19 protein-coding genes are annotated in these 20,114 nt (G+C 71.1%); 5 read left to right on the forward strand and 14 right to left on the reverse strand.

Annotation, left to right across the window (positions count from 1 at the left end; genetic code table 11):
• Positions 1 to 45 precede the first annotated feature (45 nt).
• Positions 46 to 2,922, reverse strand: a complete 2,877-nt coding sequence (locus tag AB0435_RS03930) for a UPF0182 family protein (RefSeq protein WP_366002833.1) — start codon at positions 2,920 to 2,922, stop codon at positions 46 to 48.
• A gap of 211 nt (positions 2,923 to 3,133) precedes the next feature.
• Here AB0435_RS03930 and AB0435_RS03935 point away from each other — a divergent pair, with 211 nt between their 5' ends.
• On the forward strand, positions 3,134 to 3,658 hold the full coding sequence (locus tag AB0435_RS03935; RefSeq protein WP_366002835.1) for a PPA1309 family protein: 525 nt from the start codon (positions 3,134 to 3,136) through the stop codon (positions 3,656 to 3,658).
• Positions 3,659 to 3,735: 77 nt separating this feature from the next.
• On the opposite strand, the gene AB0435_RS03940 is transcribed toward AB0435_RS03935, so the two are convergent.
• The 4 genes from AB0435_RS03940 to AB0435_RS03955 form a co-directional block, all read right to left on the reverse strand.
• Complete coding sequence (locus AB0435_RS03940; RefSeq protein ID WP_366002728.1) at positions 3,736 to 4,827, reverse strand: PDZ domain-containing protein; 1,092 nt, start codon at positions 4,825 to 4,827, stop codon at positions 3,736 to 3,738.
• A 123-nt stretch (positions 4,828 to 4,950) separates the two neighbouring features.
• Complete coding sequence (locus tag AB0435_RS03945; protein ID WP_116215901.1) at positions 4,951 to 5,130, reverse strand: hypothetical protein; 180 nt, start codon at positions 5,128 to 5,130, stop codon at positions 4,951 to 4,953.
• A 238-nt stretch (positions 5,131 to 5,368) separates the two neighbouring features.
• Positions 5,369 to 5,827: a molybdenum cofactor biosynthesis protein MoaE gene (locus AB0435_RS03950; RefSeq protein ID WP_366002729.1), complete on the reverse strand. Its 459-nt coding sequence runs from the start codon at positions 5,825 to 5,827 to the stop codon at positions 5,369 to 5,371.
• Between the two features lie 136 nt (positions 5,828 to 5,963).
• Complete coding sequence (locus AB0435_RS03955) at positions 5,964 to 7,091, reverse strand: SDR family oxidoreductase (RefSeq protein ID WP_361527125.1); 1,128 nt, start codon at positions 7,089 to 7,091, stop codon at positions 5,964 to 5,966.
• Between the two features lie 195 nt (positions 7,092 to 7,286).
• Between AB0435_RS03955 and AB0435_RS03960 the strand changes: the two genes are divergently transcribed.
• Positions 7,287 to 8,723: a zinc-dependent metalloprotease gene (locus AB0435_RS03960; RefSeq protein ID WP_366002730.1), complete on the forward strand. Its 1,437-nt coding sequence runs from the start codon at positions 7,287 to 7,289 to the stop codon at positions 8,721 to 8,723.
• On the forward strand, positions 8,720 to 9,256 hold the full coding sequence (locus AB0435_RS03965) for an NUDIX hydrolase (protein WP_366002731.1): 537 nt from the start codon (positions 8,720 to 8,722) through the stop codon (positions 9,254 to 9,256). Before AB0435_RS03960 ends, AB0435_RS03965 begins: the two co-directional genes overlap by 4 nt.
• A gap of 57 nt (positions 9,257 to 9,313) precedes the next feature.
• Here the strand turns inward: AB0435_RS03965 and AB0435_RS03970 are convergent, their stop codons facing one another.
• From AB0435_RS03970 to AB0435_RS03985, 4 genes are all read right to left on the reverse strand, one after another.
• Entirely contained in the window at positions 9,314 to 10,075 is a 762-nt protein-coding gene (locus AB0435_RS03970; protein ID WP_366002732.1) for an AIM24 family protein, read from the reverse strand.
• A gap of 17 nt (positions 10,076 to 10,092) precedes the next feature.
• On the reverse strand, positions 10,093 to 10,776 hold the full coding sequence (locus tag AB0435_RS03975; protein WP_366426201.1) for an AIM24 family protein: 684 nt from the start codon (positions 10,774 to 10,776) through the stop codon (positions 10,093 to 10,095).
• Positions 10,777 to 10,793: 17 nt separating this feature from the next.
• On the reverse strand, positions 10,794 to 12,536 hold the full coding sequence (locus AB0435_RS03980; RefSeq protein ID WP_366426146.1) for a TerD family protein: 1,743 nt from the start codon (positions 12,534 to 12,536) through the stop codon (positions 10,794 to 10,796).
• 116 nt (positions 12,537 to 12,652) lie between these two features.
• Entirely contained in the window at positions 12,653 to 13,249 is a 597-nt protein-coding gene (locus tag AB0435_RS03985; protein WP_366002735.1) for a M48 family metallopeptidase, read from the reverse strand.
• Positions 13,250 to 13,662: 413 nt separating this feature from the next.
• On the opposite strand from AB0435_RS03985, the gene AB0435_RS03990 reads away from it, so the two are divergent.
• Positions 13,663 to 14,778, forward strand: coding sequence for a ThiF family adenylyltransferase (locus tag AB0435_RS03990; protein ID WP_366002736.1), 1,116 nt, complete (start codon positions 13,663 to 13,665; stop codon positions 14,776 to 14,778).
• A gap of 50 nt (positions 14,779 to 14,828) precedes the next feature.
• Entirely contained in the window at positions 14,829 to 16,193 is a 1,365-nt protein-coding gene (locus tag AB0435_RS03995) for an AarF/ABC1/UbiB kinase family protein (protein WP_366002737.1), read from the forward strand.
• 18 nt (positions 16,194 to 16,211) lie between these two features.
• On the opposite strand, the gene AB0435_RS04000 is transcribed toward AB0435_RS03995, so the two are convergent.
• From AB0435_RS04000 to AB0435_RS04020, 5 genes are all read right to left on the reverse strand, one after another.
• Positions 16,212 to 16,397, reverse strand: a complete 186-nt coding sequence (locus tag AB0435_RS04000) for a hypothetical protein (RefSeq protein ID WP_366002836.1) — start codon at positions 16,395 to 16,397, stop codon at positions 16,212 to 16,214.
• A 164-nt stretch (positions 16,398 to 16,561) separates the two neighbouring features.
• Positions 16,562 to 16,888 (reverse strand): hypothetical protein, encoded by a 327-nt coding sequence (locus AB0435_RS04005; RefSeq protein ID WP_366002738.1) that lies wholly within the window; start codon positions 16,886 to 16,888, stop codon positions 16,562 to 16,564.
• A complete protein-coding gene (locus AB0435_RS04010) occupies positions 16,885 to 17,247 on the reverse strand; it encodes a WhiB family transcriptional regulator (protein WP_366426147.1) in 363 nt (120 codons plus the stop codon). The genes AB0435_RS04005 and AB0435_RS04010 overlap by 4 nt, the downstream gene beginning before the upstream one ends.
• Positions 17,248 to 17,383: 136 nt before the next feature.
• Positions 17,384 to 17,680 (reverse strand): hypothetical protein, encoded by a 297-nt coding sequence (locus AB0435_RS04015; protein ID WP_366002739.1) that lies wholly within the window; start codon positions 17,678 to 17,680, stop codon positions 17,384 to 17,386.
• Positions 17,681 to 17,822: 142 nt separating this feature from the next.
• Positions 17,823 to 20,012 (reverse strand): ATP-dependent DNA helicase UvrD2, encoded by a 2,190-nt coding sequence (locus tag AB0435_RS04020; protein WP_366426148.1) that lies wholly within the window; start codon positions 20,010 to 20,012, stop codon positions 17,823 to 17,825.
• Positions 20,013 to 20,114: the final 102 nt, after the last annotated feature.

Below are 20,114 nucleotides of genomic sequence, written 5' to 3' on the forward strand. Positions count from 1 at the left end.
GACAACCGTACCACGACGGCGCGGGGTGGATCTTCCACATGGGTGTCAGCTGCCCGGCTTGCCGTTCTTGTCGGAGCCCCCGGCCTCCGCCTTGGCGATCCGGTCGAGGGCGTCCTTCAGGTCCTTCTGGGCCTTGCCGTACGCGCCCCAGTCCTTGTCCCCGAGCGCCTTCTGGCCGGCGTCGTAGGCGTCCTGGGCGTCCTTCACAGCCTGCTTGACCGTCTGGTTGGCGGGCGGCTGGCCGGAAGGCTGCCCCGGCGGCTGCTTGGTGCCGTTGTCCGGCGCCTTCCCGCCGAAGACCTCGTCGAGGGCCTCGTCGAGGGTGTCCTTGAAGGCGATCTTCTCGCCGTAGTTCACCAGCACCTTCTTGAGGAGCGGGTAATTCGTGCCAGCGCCGCGCAGATAGACCGGCTCGACGTACAGCAGCCCGCCGTCCAGAGGGACGGTCAGCAGATTGCCGTACTCGACCTCGGAATCGCCCTTCTTCCAGATGTTGATGGCATTGGCGACTGCCGCGTCGCTGTTGAATTTGCTCTGCGCCTGCTGCGGACCCCAGACCGTGGTCTCGGACGGCAGCTTCAGCACTCTGATGGCCCCGTAGTCCGGGCTCTTCGCGTCGGCGTCGACGGCCATGAAGGCGCCGAGGTTCGGCCGGCTCTTCGGCGTGAAGGTCGTCGTCAGCGAGAAGGTCTGCTTCTGCTGGTCCGGCATCTTCATGCTGAGGTAGTACGGCGGGACCGCGTTGCCTTCCTTGGTGGTCGGGTCGTCCGGCACCTGCCAGCGCTCGCTGCCCGTGTAGAACGTGCCCGGGTCGGTCACGTGATAGCGGGTCAGCAGCTCGCGCTGCACCTTGAAGAGGTCCTGCGGATAACGCAGGTGGTCCATCAGCGCCGAACCGATCTCGCTCTTGGGCTTCACCGTGCCCGGGAACGACTTCATCCAGGTCTTCAGCACCGGGTCCTTGGTGTCCCACTGGTACAGGCTGACCTTGCCGTCGTAGGCGTCGACGGTCGCCTTGACGGAATTGCGGATGTAGTTGACCTGGTTCTGCTGGGCCACCACCGACCGCTGTCCGGTGGTCAGCGAGTCCGCTGTGGTGTCACCGAGCGTGGTGCGCGAGGCGTACGGATAGCCGTTGGTCGTGGTGTACGCGTCCACGATCCACTGGATCCGGCCGTCCACGACCGCCGGATAGGCGTCGCCGTCGATGGTCAGCCACGGGGCGACCGCCTCGACGCGCTCCTTGGGCGTGCGGTTGTAGAGAATCCGCGAATCCTTGCCGATGGCGCCCGAGTAGAGCATCTTCGGCTCGCCGAAGGCCACGGCGTAGGCGGCGCGGTTGACGGGGTTCGAGAGGTTCACACCGCTCTTGCCCTTATAGGTGTAACCCTTCTCGCCCTGGTCGCTGGAGTAGTCCAGCTCGGCCTGGGGGCCGCCCACGATCGAATACTGGGTGGTCTTCTCGCCGTAGTAGATCCGCTGCTCGTACTTCCCGAGCATGCCCTCGGTGGGCAGGTTCTTCTCCGTGAAGTCCGGCTCGCCCTCACCCGTGATGGAGGTGCCGTTCGCGGTGATGGCGCCGTAGCCGTGGGTGTACTTGAAGTGGTCGTTGATCCAGTTGCGCTCGGGAATCCCCTTGATGTTCAGCTCGCGCAGACCGATGACCGTGTCCTGCTCCTTGCCGTCCTTCTTGTAGCGGTCGACGTCGAGCGTGGACGGGAACTGGTAATAACCACGCACCTGCTGTTGCTGCTGGAACGTGGGCGAGACGATATTCGGGTCCAGGAGCCGCAGGCTGGCCGTGTCGTTCACGTCCGCGCGCAGCTTGTCCTTGTCCTTCGGGTTGCCCTTGCCCGCGTAGTCCTTCACATCGGTGCCGTCGATCCCGTATGCCTCGCGGGTCGCCGTGATGTTCTTCTTGATGTACGGCGCTTCCTTGGCCTGCTCATTGGGCTGGACCTGGAACTTCTGGACGATCGCCGGATAGAGCCCGCCGATCAGCACCGCCGAGAGCACCATCAGACCGAATCCGATGACCGGCAGCTGCCAGGTGCGGCGCCACAGCGTCGCGAAGAACAGCACGGCGCAGATCAGCGCGATGATGAAGAGGATCGTCTTGGCCGGCAGATAGGCATTGGCGTCGACATAACGCAGGCCGGTCCAGCCGTCGGTCGACTTCAGCCCGCTGGACTTCACCGCCAGGCCGTAGCGGTCCAGCCAGTAGGCGATGGCCTTCAGACCCACGAAAAGGCCGAGCAGCACGGAAAGGTGCCCGGTGGCCGCCGCGGTGGCCCGGCCGCCGGGGCTGGTGAGCCGCAGCCCGCCGTAGAGGTAGTGCACCAGGGCGGAGGCGATCAGCGAGAGCACGACGGCCGCGAAGCCGAAGCTGAGCAGAAAGCGGTACCACGGCAGGTCGAAGGTGTAGAAGGAGATGTCCTTGTGGAACTGCGGGTCCTTCTGCCCGAACGGCACACCGTTGATCCACAGCAGCCACGTGCGCCACTGCCCGGCCGCGGACGCGCCCGCCACGAGCCCCACGAGGGTGGAGACCGCCAGCAGCGCCCACTTCTTGTACGGCGCGATGCTCATCCGGTAGCGGTCGAGGTTCTGCTGCTCCATCGACATCGCGCTCAGCGGCGGCCGCAGCCGGTGCGCCAGCCAGATGTTGATCCCCACCGCGAGCGTCATCAGCACCCCGAAGACGGCGAAGAGGCCGACCTTGGTGCCGAGGGTGGTGGTGAAGACGGAGGAGTACCGCACCGAGCGGTACCAGAGCCAGTCCGTCCAGAACCCGGCGAACATCACGAAGAGCATGACCAGCGCGGCCAGTACGCCCAAGGTCATCAGCAGGGTCCGGATCCGCCGGGACGGGCGGCCGACTCTGATACGTGGCCCTGTCGGGCCTCCGCCGCGGTCCGGCATCTGGAAAGCCAAGGTGCGCACCTCGAAGTTCGCTGTGAGTGGAGCTTGTCGATCAGGGCCCAGCGATCCTAGGGCCCAGTGTGGCAACTTACCGAGGCTTTACTCAGTTCCCATTTTTGGTCACTCTCAGGGCACGATATTGAGCATGTCCAGCACTTCCAGCATTCCCGACCCCGCCGACTCCTCCGGGCCCGCGCTGCCCAATACCCCGATGGCGGCCAGCCCGCTCACCCGTGCCGTGCTCGAGATCGACGAGTACGCCTCCACCCTGGGCTGGGACCAGCCCGCCCGGCTCTTCGCCCTGGTCGACACCGCCAAGCTGCGCTCCCAGGAGCCCGGTCTGGCCTCCCAGCTCGGTCTCGACGAGAACGCCACGTCCTCGCTCACCCCGATCGAGCAGGACGAGGTGCCGGCCGGCACGGCCCTGGACAAGTTCCTCGGCACCATCGCCTGGCCCGACGCGGTGACCGGCTGCGCCCTGACCGTGGAGCGCCTGATGCTCCCGCCGTCGGCCGAGGGCACCGTGCCCAACGGGCTGAACGAGAAGCAGCTCGCCAAGTGGGTCGCCGCGCACCCGGACCGCCAGGAGGTCCGGATGACGGTCGCGGTGCTGCGCGACGGCGCCCGCGAGTCCGCCGTGCGGCTGCGCGAGAAGGACACCCCCACGGAGGTCCTCACCGGTGCCGACCTGGTCCCGGGTCTCGCGGAGGCCCTGGCGGCCACCTTCGAGGACTGACCCTCACGCCCTCACGGCTCCCGCGCCGCCGGGCGGGCCCGGTCATCGGGCCCGCCCGGGGGGCGAGGCAGCGTCCGCTACTTGCTCACCGTGCACTGCGTCAGGCCGGCCGTGTCACCCTTGCGGATCTTCTGCAGCGCGCCGAGGGCGTCCCCGATCGTGTCGACCTTGACCAGGGTGAGACCCGAGGGCTTGTCCTTCGCGGCGGCCGCGCAGTTGTCCTTCGGCGTCAGGAAATACCGGGCGCCCTTGGAGCGCGCGCCCACCGTCTTCATCTCCACGCCGCCGATCGGCCCGACCTTGCCGTTGTCGTCGATCGTGCCCGTACCGGCGACGAACTTCCCGCCGGTCAGGTCGTCCGGGGTGAGCTTGTCGACTATCCCGAGGGCGAACATCAGCCCGGCACTCGGCCCGCCGACGTCCGCCAGCTTGATGTTGACCGAGAACGGGAAGGTGTGGTCGGTCGCGGCCTGGATGCCCACCACGGCGCGCTTGTCGTCGGGGGCCCTGGCCGTGGTGAGGGTGACGGTGTCCTCCCCCTTGGGCTGCCGCTTCTCCTTCTCCGCCGCGGCCGCCTCCTTGGCCGGGACGATCAGGAAGGCGACCTTCTCGCCGGGCTGGTGCTTGGTGACCAGCTTGGCCACGTCACCGGGCTGCTTGATCTCCGTACCGTCGACGGACTTGATCACGTCACCGGCGTGCAGTTTGCCCTCCGCGGGGCTGTCCTTGACGACGGACGACACGACGACGCGGGTGCCGATCGGGATGTCCAGCTGCTTGAGGGCCGCGACCTTGGCGCTCTCCTGGGACTGGCTGAACTCCTCGGCCGTCTCCTGGTTGAGCTCGTCGGGGCTCTTGTCGTCCGGGTAGAGCGTGCTGTGCGGGACCACCAGATTGTCGTGCCCGAGCCAGCCGGTGATCGCCTCGACCAGATTCATCCGGTACTGGGAGCCGGTCACCCGGACCGTCGTCATGTTGAGGTTGCCGGTCGTCGGATAGGTCTTGCGCCCGGAGATCTGGAGCACCGGCTCGCCGTCGTGCTCACCGAGCGTGTTGACCGTCGGCCCCGGGGACATCTCCGCGTACGGCACGGGGATCAGCACACCCACGCAGAGCAGCGCGATGAGCGTCAGAAGGGAAGCGAGCATCGTCGCAGTGCGGCGGGGCATGGAACGACAGTACGGGACGGGTCCGACAGTCCACCTTCGGGGCGGTCCGTACGGGGAAGCAGTGCGGGGCGCATCCCGTGCGCGGGGGCGCCCAGGGGTTTCCGAGCGCGGTTTTGGACGGCGCTAGGAGACTCCGCTGCCCGTGTCCGAGCGCTCCATCGCCTCCCGGAAGCGCGCATAGCCCGCGAGCTCCGCGACATCGCCGGATTTGCGGTTGCGGGCCGCCCAAGCTGCCCAGCTTCCCCACATGACGGCGACGATGACCGCGGCGACGGGAATCAGCAACCACACGAGCGCTGCCATGCCACCCTCCCGGCCCCATGCACCACCATGACTGACTGATGAGCAGATTAATCGTCCGTTCCCTCAACGCTCACGTCAGGGGGGCGGTTACGCAACCGGGGGCGGTCCGTGAGGGGTTGACGCAAGTGACAGGAGGGGAATCTGCGCCGTCCACGGCAGGCGCTACGCGCCGGCCCTCCCCCAGCCGGCTCCCCCAGGCTTCGTCCGGGGGTGCCCCCAGCCCTCCTGCTCGACGGCGCTACGCGCCCACCCACTCCTCTGTCCCGTCCGCGAACGTCTGGTGCTTCCAGATGGGCACCTCGCGCTTGAGGTCGTCGATCAGCCGGCGGCACGCGTCGAACGCCTCCGCCCGGTGCGGGCACGACACCGCCACCACGACGGCCAGATCACCGACGGACAGTTCGCCGACCCGGTGCACCGCGGCGAGGGCCCGCACCGGGAAGTCCGCGACGACCTTCCCGGCGATCCGGCGCAGCTCCGCCTCGGCGGACGGGTGCGCGGAATAGCCGAGTCCGGTGACGTCCGTACCGCCGTCGTGGTCACGCACCGTGCCCACGAACAGCGCGGTGCCGCCCGCGGCGTCGTCACCGGCCGCGGCGAAGACCTCGTCCACGGACAGAGGGGTGTCGCGAATCGCCAGCAGGCGGATCGGGTCGGCGGCGGCGAGCTCGCCGGGGTGCTCGTAGATCGGTGCCATACGGCCCATCGTGCCGCACCCGGGCGGGTGGCCCGGCATGGGCGTTCGACAGACCGCCTGTGCGCTCCTCTGGAGGCTTCTCCAGCCGTACGTGGGTTCGTTCCCTCGCGGGAGCCCGTACGGCCCGCACGCGGCGCTACAGCCTGCGGCGCGCCTTGCGGGCGCGGCGGACCAGGGCGGCGGTGCCCAGCAGTGCCACGGTCGCCCCCGCGGCGCCCGCGGCGGTGGCGTCCTTGCGGCCGAGCCTGCGGCCCGCGACCGTGTGGCGCCCGGCGACCTCCTCCAGCAGCTCCGCGAGGACCTCTTCGTTGGTCCAGCGGGGCCGCCAGCCCGCGTCGTGCAGCCTGCTGCCGCTGACGACCCACGGGTGCATCGTGTATTCCAGGTCGCCGGCGGGCGAGGGCGTCAGCCCCAGGCGGTGCAGCCGGGAGGCCGCGCCGAGCGCGACGGCCGAGGGCAGCTCCATGCGCCGGATGCCGGTGAGCTCCTCGACCTCCTCCTGCTCCAGCCAGCCGTCGCAGCCCACCGCCAGCTCGCCTTCGGCCTTCTCCAGGGCGGCGAACTCCAGTGCGCTCACGAGGTCCTCCACGTGGCAGAACTGCCACGTCGGCCGGGACCCTGCGACGACCAGGAGGCGGGGTGATTCGAAGTAACGCGTCAGGGCCGTGTCGGTGCCGCCGACGAGGACGGCGGGACGCAGCACCGTGACGTTCAGCCCGGGGTGCGCGCGAGGCGCCCGCCGGGCGAGCCGCTCTATCTCCAGCAGGTCGCCCACACCCGTGGCCTCCGCGGTCGCCCGCAGCTCCGCGTCCTCGGCGAGCGGCACGTCGTTGTCCGGCAGCGCGCCGTAGACCATCGCGGAGGTGCACAGCACCACGCGGTGCACCCCGGCGGCCGCGGCGGCCGTCAGCACGGTCTGGGTGCCCCGCACGTTGTAGGCGGTGCGGGCCGCCGGGTCGCCCTCCAGGTCGAGGTCGAGCGCGAGGTGCACCACGACATCGGCGCCGCGCAGCTTCTCGGCGATCACCGGGTCCCGCACGTCCAGGACGTGCCACTGCGCCTCGGAGACATCGCCGCGGCGCTCGTCGATGGCGACGACCTGCTTGATCTCCTCGGAGGCGGCGAGCCGCTGCGTGAGCAGCGCGCCGACGCCGCGGGCGGCGCCGGTGACCGCGACGACCGGCCGACGGCGGGCATGCGGGCTCGTACTGTCACGCGCGGAACCGTTTCGCGCTGCGCGAACTTCTCGGTCTGGGGAACTCACCGGGCATCTCCAGCGGTTGTCTTCAGTACGTACGGGTCATGACACGTACGTACCAGGTGACGTCCATCCTGCCGCAGGCCCAGGGTCGGCGAAGCACCAAGCCCGGATACGGGCGGGGGTGTCTACGCTGGGTGGTGTTGTCGGGCATTCGCCGCCGGTCCTGAGAGCCGGCGGCCCTACGAGCCGAGGAAACCCGTGAGTGACACCCCATTCGGATTCGGTCTGCCGCCGGAGGAGCCGGAGAACGGCGGCGACGGCGAGAAGAAGGGCGACGGCCAGGGCGGCCAGGGGCCCGCGAATCCGTTCGGGTTCGGCGGCCCCGCAGGCGGTGGGGACAACCCCTTCGCCGCGATGTTCGGTTCCCTGAACCCGAACGACCTGGGCGCGGCCTTCCAGCAGCTCGGGCAGATGCTCTCCTACGAGGGCGGCCCGGTGAACTGGGACATGGCCAAGGACATCGCACGGCAGACCGTCGCGCAGGGCACCGCCGACGGCGGCAAGGACGCCAGCGTCACGTCCGGCGAGCGGGCCGCGGTCGAGGAGGCCGTACGCCTGGCGGACCTCTGGCTGGACGGCGTGACGTCGCTGCCGTCGGGTTCGGGCACGGCCGTGGCCTGGAGCCGCGCCGAGTGGGTCGAGGCGACCCTGCCGGTGTGGAAGGACCTGGTCGACCCGGTCGCCGAGCGCGTCGGCGCGGCCATGGGCGATGTGCTGCCCGAGGAGATGCAGGCCATGGCGGGCCCGCTGCTCGGCATGATGCGGTCCATGGGCGGCGCCATGTTCGGCACGCAGATCGGCCAGGCCGTGGGCGTGCTCGCGGGCGAGGTCGTCGGTTCCACCGACATCGGCCTGCCGCTCGGCCCCGCGGGCAAGGCCGCGCTGCTGCCGGTGAACATCGAGGCCTTCGGCTCGGGCCTCGGTGTGCCGCAGGACGAGGTGCGGCTGTATCTGGCGCTGCGCGAGGCCGCGCACCAGCGTCTCTTCGCCCACGTGCCGTGGCTGCGCTCGCACCTCTTCGGTGCCGTCGAGGGCTACGCCCGGGGCATCAAGGTCGACACCTCCAAGCTGGAGGACGTGGTCGGCCAGCTCGACCCCTCGCACCCCGAGCAACTGCAGGACGCCCTCCAGCAGGGCATGTTCCAGCCGCAGGACACCCCCGAGCAGAAGGCCGCCCTGGCCCGCCTGGAGACCGCGCTGGCGCTGGTCGAGGGCTGGGTGGACGCGGTCGTGCACGCGGCCGCCGAACCGCACCTGCCGTCGGCGGGCGCGCTGCGCGAGACCCTGCGCAGGCGGCGTGCCTCCGGTGGCCCGGCGGAGCAGACCTTCGCCACGCTGATCGGCCTGGAGCTGCGTCCGCGCCGGCTGCGCGACGCCTCCCGGCTGTGGGCGTCGCTGACCGACGCGCGCGGCCTGGAGGGCCGTGACGGCCTCTGGGAGCACCCGGACATGCTGCCGACGGCCGCCGACCTGGACGACCCGGACGGCTTCGTCCACCGCGAGCACCTGGACTTCTCCGAGCTCGACAAGATGCTGGGCGAGGCGGCCGGCGGCGCGAAGCCGGATCTGAAGAAGGACTCCGGCACGGAGCCCGGCGCGGGCGACGACTCCGGCGAGGGCGACGACAAGAAGTGAGCCTGCACGAGAACGCCGTCCTCGTACTGAAGGAATACGAGGACCAGCAGGAGGACCAGCAGGAGCTGCGCGGGCTCTATCTGGACCACCTCGCCGGGCACCCGGACGGCATGTGGAAGGCGTGCGGCGCCGGGCACATCACGGCGAGCGCGCTGGTGATCGACCCGGCGGCCGGGCGCGTGCTGCTCACGCTGCACCGGAAGCTGCGGATGTGGCTCCAGATGGGCGGCCACTGCGAGCCGGGCGACAGCACGCTCGTGGAGGCCGCGCTGCGGGAGGCCACGGAGGAGTCGGGCATCGCGGGCCTGACGCTGCTGCCGGGCGGTCCGGTGCGGCTCGACCGGCACCCGATCCCGGCGCCCTGCCACTGGCACCTGGACGTGCAGTTCGCGGCGCTGGTGCCCGAGGGGGCCGTCGAGGCGATCAGCGACGAGTCGCTGGAGCTGCGGTGGTTCCCGTACGACGAGGTGGCCGGCGTCGCGGACGCCTCGGTCGTCCAGCTGCTGGAGCGGACGCTGGCGCGGCTGGCGTAGCGGACTGAGGAATGTGTAAGGGGCGGCCGCTACTGCGGCCGCCCCTTACACATGGGCTCAGCGGTTGGACCAGATGTTGCCCTGGTTCTGGCCGTGCACGCCCTGCTGGCCGATGCCGTACTGCGCCATCAGCCCCTGGCCGATCTCCGCGCCCTGCGGCGGGAGCAGCTCGCTGGGCTGGACGAGCGCGTAACCGTGACCCTGGAAGTTCAGCTCCCAGCCCTCGCCCGTGCTGCCCCGGCGCCGCCAGACGCCCGACGAGGAGGTGGGTGCCTGCATCTGGACGACCAGGGAGGTCGACCAGGCGACGACGGCGTCCGCGTCGGCGTTGACGTACTTGTCCGGGGTGACCTGGAGCATCAGCGGCTGACCGGAGGTCATCAGGGCGACCTTGCCCTGTCCGCTGATGACGAGGTTGTACGCGCCGGTGCCGGAGATCCCGAACTGGCTGTCCACGGCGACGGCGTCCCAGTGCAGGCTGGAGTCCAGCGCGAGGACGTAGGCGCTGTCGACGGTGAGGCCGTTGTGGTCCACGTCGACCACGTGGATGTACTGCGCGAGGTTGGCGAAGTAGACCGTGCCCTGACCCGAGCAGCGCATCAGGTCCAGGCCCTCGCCCGTGTGCGCCTGGGTGGTGCGCTGACCGCGGGACTGGTACTCGCCGTCGAACTCCACCATGCCCTGGTAGGCGACCATGGAGCCCTTCCGGGCGAGGACGTCGTCGTGGCCGGTGAGGGAGACCCGCAGCAGCTGCGGGTTCTGCAGGGCGTAACGCTCCTGCGTCTGTGCTTCGGTGTGACCGAAAAGCGGGCTCTGCATGCTGTCTTCGCTTCCCCTCAGCCCCGCGCCCGGAGCCGGTCGGTGCTGTCCTCGCTGGGCTGTACGACCACGAACCCCTGGCCGGAGAAGCCCAGTTGATAGGCCTCGCCACTGCCCCGGCCGATCAGGGAGGAAGCCTTGAAGCTGCTCTTCCCCTTCATCTTGAGGCCGGTGGACCAGGCGACGAGCGCGTCCGGGTCCACATAGGTCTCGTCGTCGCCGCGGCCGCAGTCGACGACGATGGGGGTGCCGCGGGAGGTGAGCGCCACCCACCCGGTGCCGGAGACGGCCACGTTGAACAGGCCCTGGCCCGCGAACTTCGCCATCCCCTTCACCCGCTCCACGCCCCACTGCAAGTGGGCGTCGAAGGCGAGGATGTTGGTGCCGTTGACGGAGAGGGATTCGCCGTTGAGCTGGATGCAGACGACGTTGGCGCCGTAGTCGGCGAGGTACAGCAGCCCGTCGCCGTGGCACTTCATCAGCGGCATGCCCTCTCCGGTGAGCCACTGGGAGGCCATCTGCCGGAGGGCGGGCGGGTTCGCCTCGTACTGGACGTAGCCCTCGTACGCGATCATCGAGCCGGTCCGGGCGAACAGGTCCTGGCCGGACTGCATGGAGACCTTCAGCATGCTGCTGCCGTGGTTCTCCATGCGTGCCGCGACGGGGGTCGGGGCGTAGCCCGCGAACGGTGTCTGGTTCATGGTCATTTCAGGCTCCCTCAGACCTCGTAGGGCTGGACGACGATGAAGTTGCCGGGCGCGCCGCGGAATTGGAGGTTCACGGTCTCTCCGCTGTGGCCCGGGTAGGCATTGCGGCGCAGCCGCACCTGGCTGGAAATGATCACCTGTGCGGCGGCGGACCAGGCGACGACGGCGTTGCTGTCGGCGTACGTCGTCGGGGTGACCGGCAGCACCACGGGGACACCGTGCGTCTTGACGACGACGGTGCCGTGGCCCTGGAACTGCATGGTGAACAGGGCGCCGCCGGGGATGCCATGGCCCTCGATCCGGCGGACCTCGTGCTGGAGCGACTCGTCGAAGGCGAGCACGGAGTCCGCGGAGACGCAGATGGCGTCACCCTGGAGCTCGATGGGGTGCACGTGGGAGGCGTTCTCGGCGAGGAAGACCTGTCCGCGGCCCGTGCAGCGCGTCAGCTGCATCTCCTGGCCGGTGACGCTGCCCATGATGCGCCCGGCGAAGCCCGCGCCCTTGTAGCCGAAGTCGACCTTGCCCTGGTAGAGCACCATGCTGCCCTGCCGGGCGAGCACGGGCTGCTGGTCGACGCCGAGGTCGACGCGGATGAGCTTGGAGTTCTGGAGCGTCCACCGCTGGCCGGTGGGCACTTCGCGGTACTTCTCGAAGGCCGCCTGGACTCCGCCCGACACGGCGGCGCCGGGCGCCCCCTGGCCGTACGGAGCGGGCTGTCCCGGGTAGGGCGCGCCCTGCTGCGGCGCCTGCGGAGGCGCGCCGTAGGGCTGCTGCGGGCCGGGGTGGCCGTACCCGCCCGGCTGCCGGCCGTGAGGAGCGTGCTGGCCGGGTACGCCCGGCGGGCCGGGCGGCGGCGGGAGCTGGCCGCCGTGCCCGCCTCCATGACCGCCTCCGTGCTCCGCGAAGTAACCGGGCGGGGCGATCGGCGCGGCGAGCGTGGGCGCCGCGTGCATCTGCTGGGGCGTGGGCGGCGGAGTGCTGCCCTGCGGCGGCGGGAAGCCCTGGTGGGGCGGCGGGGTCTGCTGCTGGTACGAGGGCGCCGGTGCGGGTGCCGGTGGCGGGGTCTGGAAGGACGCCTGCGGCATGCTCGGGGCGGGGGGCGGCGGCTGTTGGGCCGGTGTCTGCTGGGCCGGAGGGGCGAAGGCAGGGGGCGCGGTGGCCTGCGCCGGGGGCGCGAAGGCGGGGGCGGCCGCCTGGGGCGGCGCCGAGGCGGGCTCGGGCTCCTCCTCCAGCACCTCACCGCCGAAGTTCCTGAGGAGTGCCTCCAGTCCGCCGTCGAAGCCCTGGCCCACGGTGGCGAACCGCCAGAAGTCCTTCATATAGAAGTCGCCGAGCATGACCGCGCGTTCGGTGCTGAATTCCGCACCGGTGAAGGAGTAGCGCGCGACTTCCTCGCCGCCCGCGACGACACGGAGATAGCCGGGGCCGATCTGGGACATCTGACCGGCGCCGTCGATGCTGGCCGTGAAGCTCAGCTTCCGCACCTGCGGGGGAATCCGGTCGAGGGTGACGCGGAAGGATTCCGTGTCACCGGCCTGTGCGCCGAGTTGCTGAATGGCGCCCTCGGGCGACGCCGGCTGGTTGAAGAAGACGAAGTACCGGTCGTCGGACAGCCGCTCCTCGGCGTCGAGGCCGAAGCAGCTGATGTCGAAGGTCAGACCGGGACCGGCGATCTGCACCCCCACGTACAGATCGGTCCCCGCCGTCAGGTCACTGATCTTGGCCTTGTGGCCGCGCTGGAATTCCCTGGCCATGCGTAACGACCGTCCCCCATCCGAACGTGTGATGAATGCGTCGCGTCAGGCTAACGGCTCAGCCCGCCCCTTACGCCTCCGGGCCGTTCGCGCACAGAGCCGGAACGCCGTCGGCGCTATTCGCTGCGTGCCGCGGGAAGATGGGGAAGCCGGTCGGCGGAGACCACACCTTCGAGGTATCCACGGGCGCGCTCGGTCCGCGGATATGCCTCCAGGAGCCGCCAGAATCCGGGCCCGTGACCGGGGACGAGCAGATGTGCCAACTCATGGAGCAGCACATAATCCACGACGTACTCCGGCATGCCCTGCAAACGGTGCGAGAGGCGAATGCTGCCCTCGGCCGGGGTGCAGGAACCCCAGCGGGTGTTCTGGTTCGTCACCCAGCGGACCGTCTCCGGGCGGGCCCGGCCACCGAGATACTGCGCCGAGAGCCGCCCCGCCCGGTCGGCGAGCTCGGCGTCGCCGAGCACCCGCTTGCTCTCCTGGGCCGCGAGCTTGTCGAGCATCACCGTCACCCAGCGCTGCTCCTCCGCCTCCGACATCCGGGCGGGGATCAGCACCACGGTGCGGTCGCCCTCGCGGTACGCGGAGACCGTTCTCCGGCGGCGCGCGCTCCGTCTGACCTCGACCGCACTGGTCTCCGGTCCGCCGGTGAGCGGGCTCGGAATGATGCGCGGTGGTCTTGCGGCACTGTGCAGAGGATCGACGGGCACGCCCCGACGTTACCCGCTGGCGGCGCGTGAAGTCCCGCCCATCGCTCCTTGTCGGGGGAAAGACACCGGAGAGTGCACGGCTTGTACGACTATCACCCCGCGCTTGTGGATAACTTCGCACGGCCCACCGCCCGTCGGCCCATTCTGGAGGCCGACGGAGGGAGAAGGCCATGCAGACCAACGCAACGACGTGCACGGAATCGACGCGGGGCGGAGCCGTGCGCGGAGCCGGCGCACGAGGTGGCGCCGCGGGGGCGACCGCGGGGGCCGGCAGTACGGGCTCGGCGCGGGCGAATCCGGATCGCGCGGGGCGAGGGCCGACGGCCCCAGGGCGGTCCGGCTCCCCGTCCGCGGGCCCCGCGCCAAGAGCCTTCGCGCCACCGGGGCCCGCCCAGCCGGACTCCGCGCACCCGATGCTCAAGCCCGCACTGCGGCGGAGCTGGCGCAATCGGGACACGGTGCAGTTCGGCGTGGCTCCCGCGCACGCCGTGGCGGTCGGGCCGGTGGACACGGCGACGAGCAGCTTCCTGCCTCTCCTGGACGGCACGCGCGGCATGCCGTTGCTCAGGGAGGAGGCCAGGGCCGTCGGCCTGCCCGAGGGCCGGGCCGACGCCCTGGTCGAGAGGCTGACGCGGGCCGGGCTGCTCGACGATCCGCGGGCCGGGGGCGAGGGGGCCGCCGCGCTGCGCGACCAGGGGCCGGCGCTGGAGCGGCTGCGCCCCGACCTCGCCTCCTTGTCGGTGCTCCACGCCGGGGCGGGGGCGGCGATGGGGATCATGGCCGCCCGCCGGACCCTGCGGGTGCAGGTGCGCGGCGCCGGGCGGGTGGGGTCGGCCGTGGCGGCGCTGTTGTCGGCGTCGGGGGTGGGCCAGGTCGATGTCCAGGACGGCGGCTGTGTGGAGCCGTGGGACGTGGGACCGGGCGGTGTGGGGCCCGAGCGGATCGGCGAGCGCCGCGACGGTGCCGCCGGACGGGTGGTCCGGCAGGTCGCGCCCGTGCCCCGGCCACGGGCGCGGGGAGGTGCCGGTGCCGGGCCCCCGCTGGCCCTGGTGGTGTTCGCCCCGCGCGACGGGCTCGCCGCCTACGCCCCTGACCCGGCGGCCGCGGAGGAGCTCGTCCTGTCCGGAACTCCCCATATGTACGCGGGCGTCCTGGAAGCCACCGGAGTGGTGGGGCCATTGGTGCTGCCCGGCGGGTCGGCGTGCGCGGGCTGTGTGGAGCTCGGGCGGTCCGAGCGGGATCCGGCCTGGCCCCGAATGCTCGCCCAGTGGCGGTCCGGCCGTGCCTCGGGGGTACCGTCGTGCGACATGGCACTGGCCACGGTGGTGGCGGGGCTGACCGTGGGGCGGGCGCTGGCCTTTCTCGACGGTGGATCCCCGGCGAGCGCGGGGGTGCGGCTGGAGCTGGCCCTGCCGGGCCCGGCCTGGTCCCCGCGGCCCGTCGAGCCGCATCCGCGGTGCCCGTGCGGCGCGGCGGGATCTTCGGATCCCGGATATGCCTCGGCCGCGGGGTGCCGCACGGGACAATGAGCAGGTAACCGCCGTCCGCGGCGTGGCTGTTCGGCTAGTTGGAGGGGCGCATGTCTGATCTACCCCGCAAGGCGGTCACCCGTACCGCCAAGTTGGCGGCGCTGCCATTGGGGTTCGCGGGGCGCACGGCGCTCGGGCTCGGCAAACGCATCGGCGGCCGGCCCGCGGAGCTGATCGCCACGGAGTTGCAGCAGCGCACGGCCGAGCAGTTGTTCGCCACCCTGGGGCAGCTCAAAGGGGGTGCGATGAAGCTGGGTCAGGCGTTGTCCGTCTTCGAGTCGGCGCTTCCCGAGCAGGTCGCGGGCCCCTACCGGGCGGCGCTGACCAAGCTTCAGGAGGCGGCCCCTCCGATGCCGACGAAGTCGGTGCACGCGGCGCTGGCGGAGCGGCTCGGGCCGGACTGGCGGGATCTGTTCGAGGAGTTCGAGGACCAGCCCGCGGCGGCCGCGTCGATCGGGCAGGTGCACCGGGCGGTCTGGCACGACGGGCGCGAGGTCGCCGTGAAGCTGCAGTATCCGGGCGCGGGCCAGGCGCTGCTCTCCGACCTCACCCAATTGGGGCGCTTCGCCCGGCTGCTGGGCCCGCTGATCCCCGGGATGGACCTCAAGCCGCTCATCGCCGAGCTCCGCGACCGGGTGGCGGAGGAGCTGGACTACGAGCTGGAGGCGCGTGCGCAGGAAGAGCACGCCCGGGAGTTCGCGAGCGATCCGGATGTGACCGTTCCGCAGGTGGTGCACCAGAGCGATCAGGTGCTGGTCACCGAGTGGATGGAGGGGGTGCCGCTGTCCGAGGTGATAGCGGAGGGCACCCAGGAGCAGCGGGACCGGGCCGGTCAGCTGCTGGCGCGCTTCCTCTTCTCGGGCGCGGCGCGCACCGGGCTGCTGCACGCCGATCCGCATCCGGGCAACTTCCGGCTGCTGACCGGGGACGCCCCCGACGGGCCGCCGGAGAAATGGCGGCTGGGGGTGCTGGACTTCGGCACGGTGGACCGGCTGCCGCAGGGGCTGCCGCCGACGATCGGCACGGCTCTGCGGCTGACGCTGGACGGCGAGGCGGAGGCGGTCCACGAGCTGCTGCGGGACGAGGGGTTCGTCAAGCCGGAGATCGAGCTGGATCCCGGGGCGGTCATGGACTATCTGCTGCCGATCATCGAGCCCGCGCAGGTGCCGGAGTTCACCTTCACCCGGGGCTGGATGCGCGCGCAGGCGACGCGGATCGCCGATCCGCGCTCGCCCGCCTATCAGCTGGGGCGGCAGCTCAATCTGCCGCCGGCGTATCTGCTCATACACCGCGTGACGACCAGCACCATCGGGGTGCTGTGCCAGCTGGGTGCGACCGTGCGGCTGAGAGACGAGATGGAGGCGTGGGTGCCCGGCTTCGCGGCGGCCGACGAGAGTCAGGAGACACCCGCCTGACAGGCCGGAGGAGGGCCCTCACCACCAAGTCGAGTCGAGTCGGCTCTCGATCGCTCTGAGGTTGGCGCGGGCGCAGTCGTCGCAGAAGTAGCGGCGGCTGCCGTTCTCGACGGAGCAGGTCCAGGTCGGCGGCGTACCGTCGGCGGCGGTGCCACAGCGAGCGCACGTCACGGGCGTGGCGTTCTCGGTGGCCTCAGGGTCCAACTGCACTGATTCATGCGTCTTCTGGTCCACTCCCAGACGATATCCCCGTCGACGCGCCGCGAGGGCACAACGCACCCAACGCCCTGCGGGGCCGGTCCGTTCGGACCGGCCCCGCAGGGTTCGGGATGAGCTCCGGGTGAGCCCTGGGCCGGGGCCGGGCCCGCTCAGTGCATGACGGCCATGGCCAGCGCGCGGCGGGCGCGCAGCGAGGCGCGCTCGGCGCGGCGCTGCATCCGGCGGGCGCTGACCAGCCGGGCGGCCCTGCGTTCGGACTCGGCGACCCGGAGGCGTTCGTGCATATGGGCACGGGCCAGGGCTTCTGGGATGAGTTGCATTTCGAGGTTCCTGTTCTGGCGCGAGGCGGTCGCGCCGGAGGTGTCACGGGTGGGGGCTTCGGAGCCGAACGGCTCGGCGGAGGGGCGGTGCATGATCGGATCCTGCTTCTTGGGGTCGTGCGTGGTGGGGCGGTCGATGGTGCCGAAGACGTTCATGCGGCGACCGGGTTCTTGCGCGGACGGCCACGGGGCCGCTTGCGGGCCACCACGACGCCCTGGACGAAGAGCTCGCCACCCCAGACGCCCCACGGCTCACGCCGGTCCAGAGCACCGGCCAGGCAGGCCTCGCGGAGCGGGCAGGTCTGGCAGAGCGACTTGGCGTACTCCACGTCGGCCGGGGTCTCGGCGAAGAAGACCTCGGGGTCGTAGCTGCGGCAGGGGACGGGCGTGCCCAGGTTCTCGATGGCGTCGTCGAGGTCGGCGAGGGCGGTGAGGGGGGTCAAGGAGTCCTCCGTGGGGACAGGCGGGGGGATCAGGTCGGTCGCTACTGACGGGGTGTGTGCCTTGAGTTGCACGGTGTTTTTTCCTCGTCTTGTCTTCCGGCTTGTGGCCGGGCTGGTTCCCCCCGCACGGGCGAGGGGGCAAACAAAAGGGCCGCGGATCCCGGTGTGGGTTCCGCGGCCCTGGAAGGTGCCGACCTGATCGTGCCGATCAGGCTGGATCTCTCCAGGGTTCGAGCCCACGGAAGGCCCACATCGTGAGGTGCTGCTGCTGCGCGTTCAGGGATCCGGCGCCGTTGGTCGTCGCTTCAATGGCATAGGCCTGGGCCTGTGCCGCTGCTGCCCTTACCGCGGACGCCTTGGTCGGTCGCTCATTGACCGGGGCAAAGCCTGCGGTAGGCAGACCGGTGCCCTGGAACAGGGGGAGGGAGCCGACAGTGATGCCGAGGGAACGGGTGGCGACGACCGGGCGATCGGTCATTTTGCTGCTGGTCTTGAAGCTGATCATTGGTCTCCGCCTCCTCTCGGCGTCTAAGGGGACTGGTCGAAACCAGTCCGGACGGTTCAGTACAGCACGGATCCGCCGGAACTCGAAAGAGCCGCTGTCTCCGTGTTCGGAAGGCTATGGGTATGCCCTCCGCGTGCGCAAACTATTTTTCCGGAGTTTCTTCCGAGGCGTCTGACGAGGCCGTCTCCCCGCCCGCGCACAGGGCCAGGACGTCGGCACCGAACCTCTCGAGCTTCCGTCTTCCTACCCCTGAGATGCCCGCGAGCTCCGCCGCGGTTCCCGGCGCGGCTTCGGCGATCGCCAGCAGTGTCTTGTCGGTGAAGACGCAGTAGGCGGGCTGGCCCAGCAGGCCCGCCTGCCCGGCCCGCCAGTCGCGCAGCCGCTCGTACAGCGCCTCGTCCAGCTCGACGGGGCAGTCCTCGCAGCGCATCAGCTTGATCTCGCCCGCGTCCGTCAGGGTCTTCCCGCAGACCCTGCACCGCGCGGGCCCCCGACGCCTGCGCTGCCCGCCGCGCTCGACGCCCGCGCCGCCACCGGTGAAGGCGGCGGCTCCTCCCCCGCCGGGGCGGGCGACGGAGCCGGGCCGCAGCCCGGTCAGGAAGCGGGTGGGGCGGCGGGTCGCCCGGCCGCCCGGAGTGCGGGACAGCGCCCACGACAGGGAGAGGTCACGGCGGGCCCGGGTGACCCCCACATAGAGGAGGCGGCGCTCTTCCTCGACCTGCTCGTCGGTCTTGGCGTATGTGATCGGCATCATGCCCTCGGCGAGCCCGACGAGGAAGACTGCGTCCCATTCCAGGCCCTTGGCCGCGTGGAGTGAGGCGAGAGTCACACCCTCGACAGTCGGCGCGTGCTGGGCGGCCGCCCGCTCGTCGAGTTCGGCGACGAGGTCGGATAGGGTGGCCGCCGGTCTGGCCCGCACGAAGTCCTCAGCGAGCCGCACCAGGGCCGCCAGCGACTCCCAGCGGTCCCGGACCGCCCCCGAGCCCGCGGGGGGCTCTGCGGTCCAGCCACGGGTGCCGAGCACGGCCCGCACCTGGGAGGGCACGTCGTCGGCGTCGGCGAGCTGGGGGTCCGAGTGCCCTCCGGCGCGGGCGGCGCCGCGCAGCAGCAGGGCGGCCTCACGGACCTCCGGGCGCTCGAAGAACCGCTCGGCACCGCGCAGCTGATAGGGCACCCCGGCGTCGGCCAAGGCCTGCTCATAGACCTCGGACTGGGCGTTGATGCGGTAGAGGATCGCGATCTCGCTGGCCGGCACCCCGGAGTCGATGAGCTCGCGGATCCGGCGGGCGGTTCCCTCGGCCTCGGCGGGCTCGTCCGCGAACTCCGTATAGCGGGGCTCGGGGCCCGCCGGGCGCTGCGAGACCAGCTCCAGCCGGTGCTCCGCGGCCCGGCCGCGGGCCTGCGAGAGGAGGCCGTTGGCGAGGTGCACCACCTGGGGGGTGGAGCGGTAGTCCCGGACGAGCTTGACGACGGTCGCGCCCGGGTGGCGGGTGCGGAAGTTCAGCAGGTGGTCGGGCGTGGCACCGGTGAAGGAGTAGATGGTCTGGCTGGCGTCGCCGACCACGCAGAGATTGTCGCGGTCGCCCAGCCACAGATCCAGGAGCCGCTGCTGGAGCGGGCTGACGTCCTGGTACTCGTCGACCACGAAGTGCTGGTACTGACGGCGCACGGTCTCCGCGATGTCGTGCCGGTCCTGGAGGACGCCCACGGTGAGCAGCAGGACGTCCTCGAAGTCGATCACGCCTCGGTCGCGCTTGAGCTGCTCGTACGTCCCGTAGATCAGGCCGATCTCGGCGGGGTCCCGGGGGGCCTCCCGGCCGGCCTTGGCGGCGGCGGGGGCGTAGTCCTCGGGGACGGTCTGGGTGACCTTCGACCACTCGATCTCGCCCGTGACATCGCGCAGTTCATTGCGGTCGAGCCGGACGCGGCAGCGGGCCGCGGCCTCCGCGACGAGCTGGACCTTCCGCTCCAGCAGGCGCGGCACCTCGCCGCCCACGGCCTTCGGCCAGAAATACTGGAGCTGGCGCAGCGCCGCCGAGTGGAAGGTGCGCGCCTGGACGCCGCCCGCGCCGAGCTGGCGGAGCCGGCCGCGCATCTCTCCGGCGGCGCGGTTGGTGAAGGTGACGGCAAGCACACTGGCGGGCTGGAGCACGCCGGAGCGGATGCCGTACGCGATCCGGTGGGTGATCGCGCGGGTCTTGCCCGTGCCCGCTCCCGCCAGCACGCACACCGGACCGCTGAGGGCCGTCGCCACCGCGCGCTGCTCGGGATCGAGCCCGTCGAGCACGGCGTCGGCAGAGTCCGGGACCTGCGGGAAGAGGGTTGCTGTCACCCCGCCATGCTGCCAGGTCGGCGGGGGCGACCGGGAACGTCGTCCACAGGACCAGCCTTCCGGTCATATGAATGGCCGGAGTCCTCCGGAGCGGCGGACAGC

The sequence above is a fragment of the Streptomyces sp. NPDC051173 genome (genome assembly GCF_040689515.1).
Classification (GTDB): Bacteria; Actinomycetota; Actinomycetes; order Streptomycetales; family Streptomycetaceae; genus Streptomyces.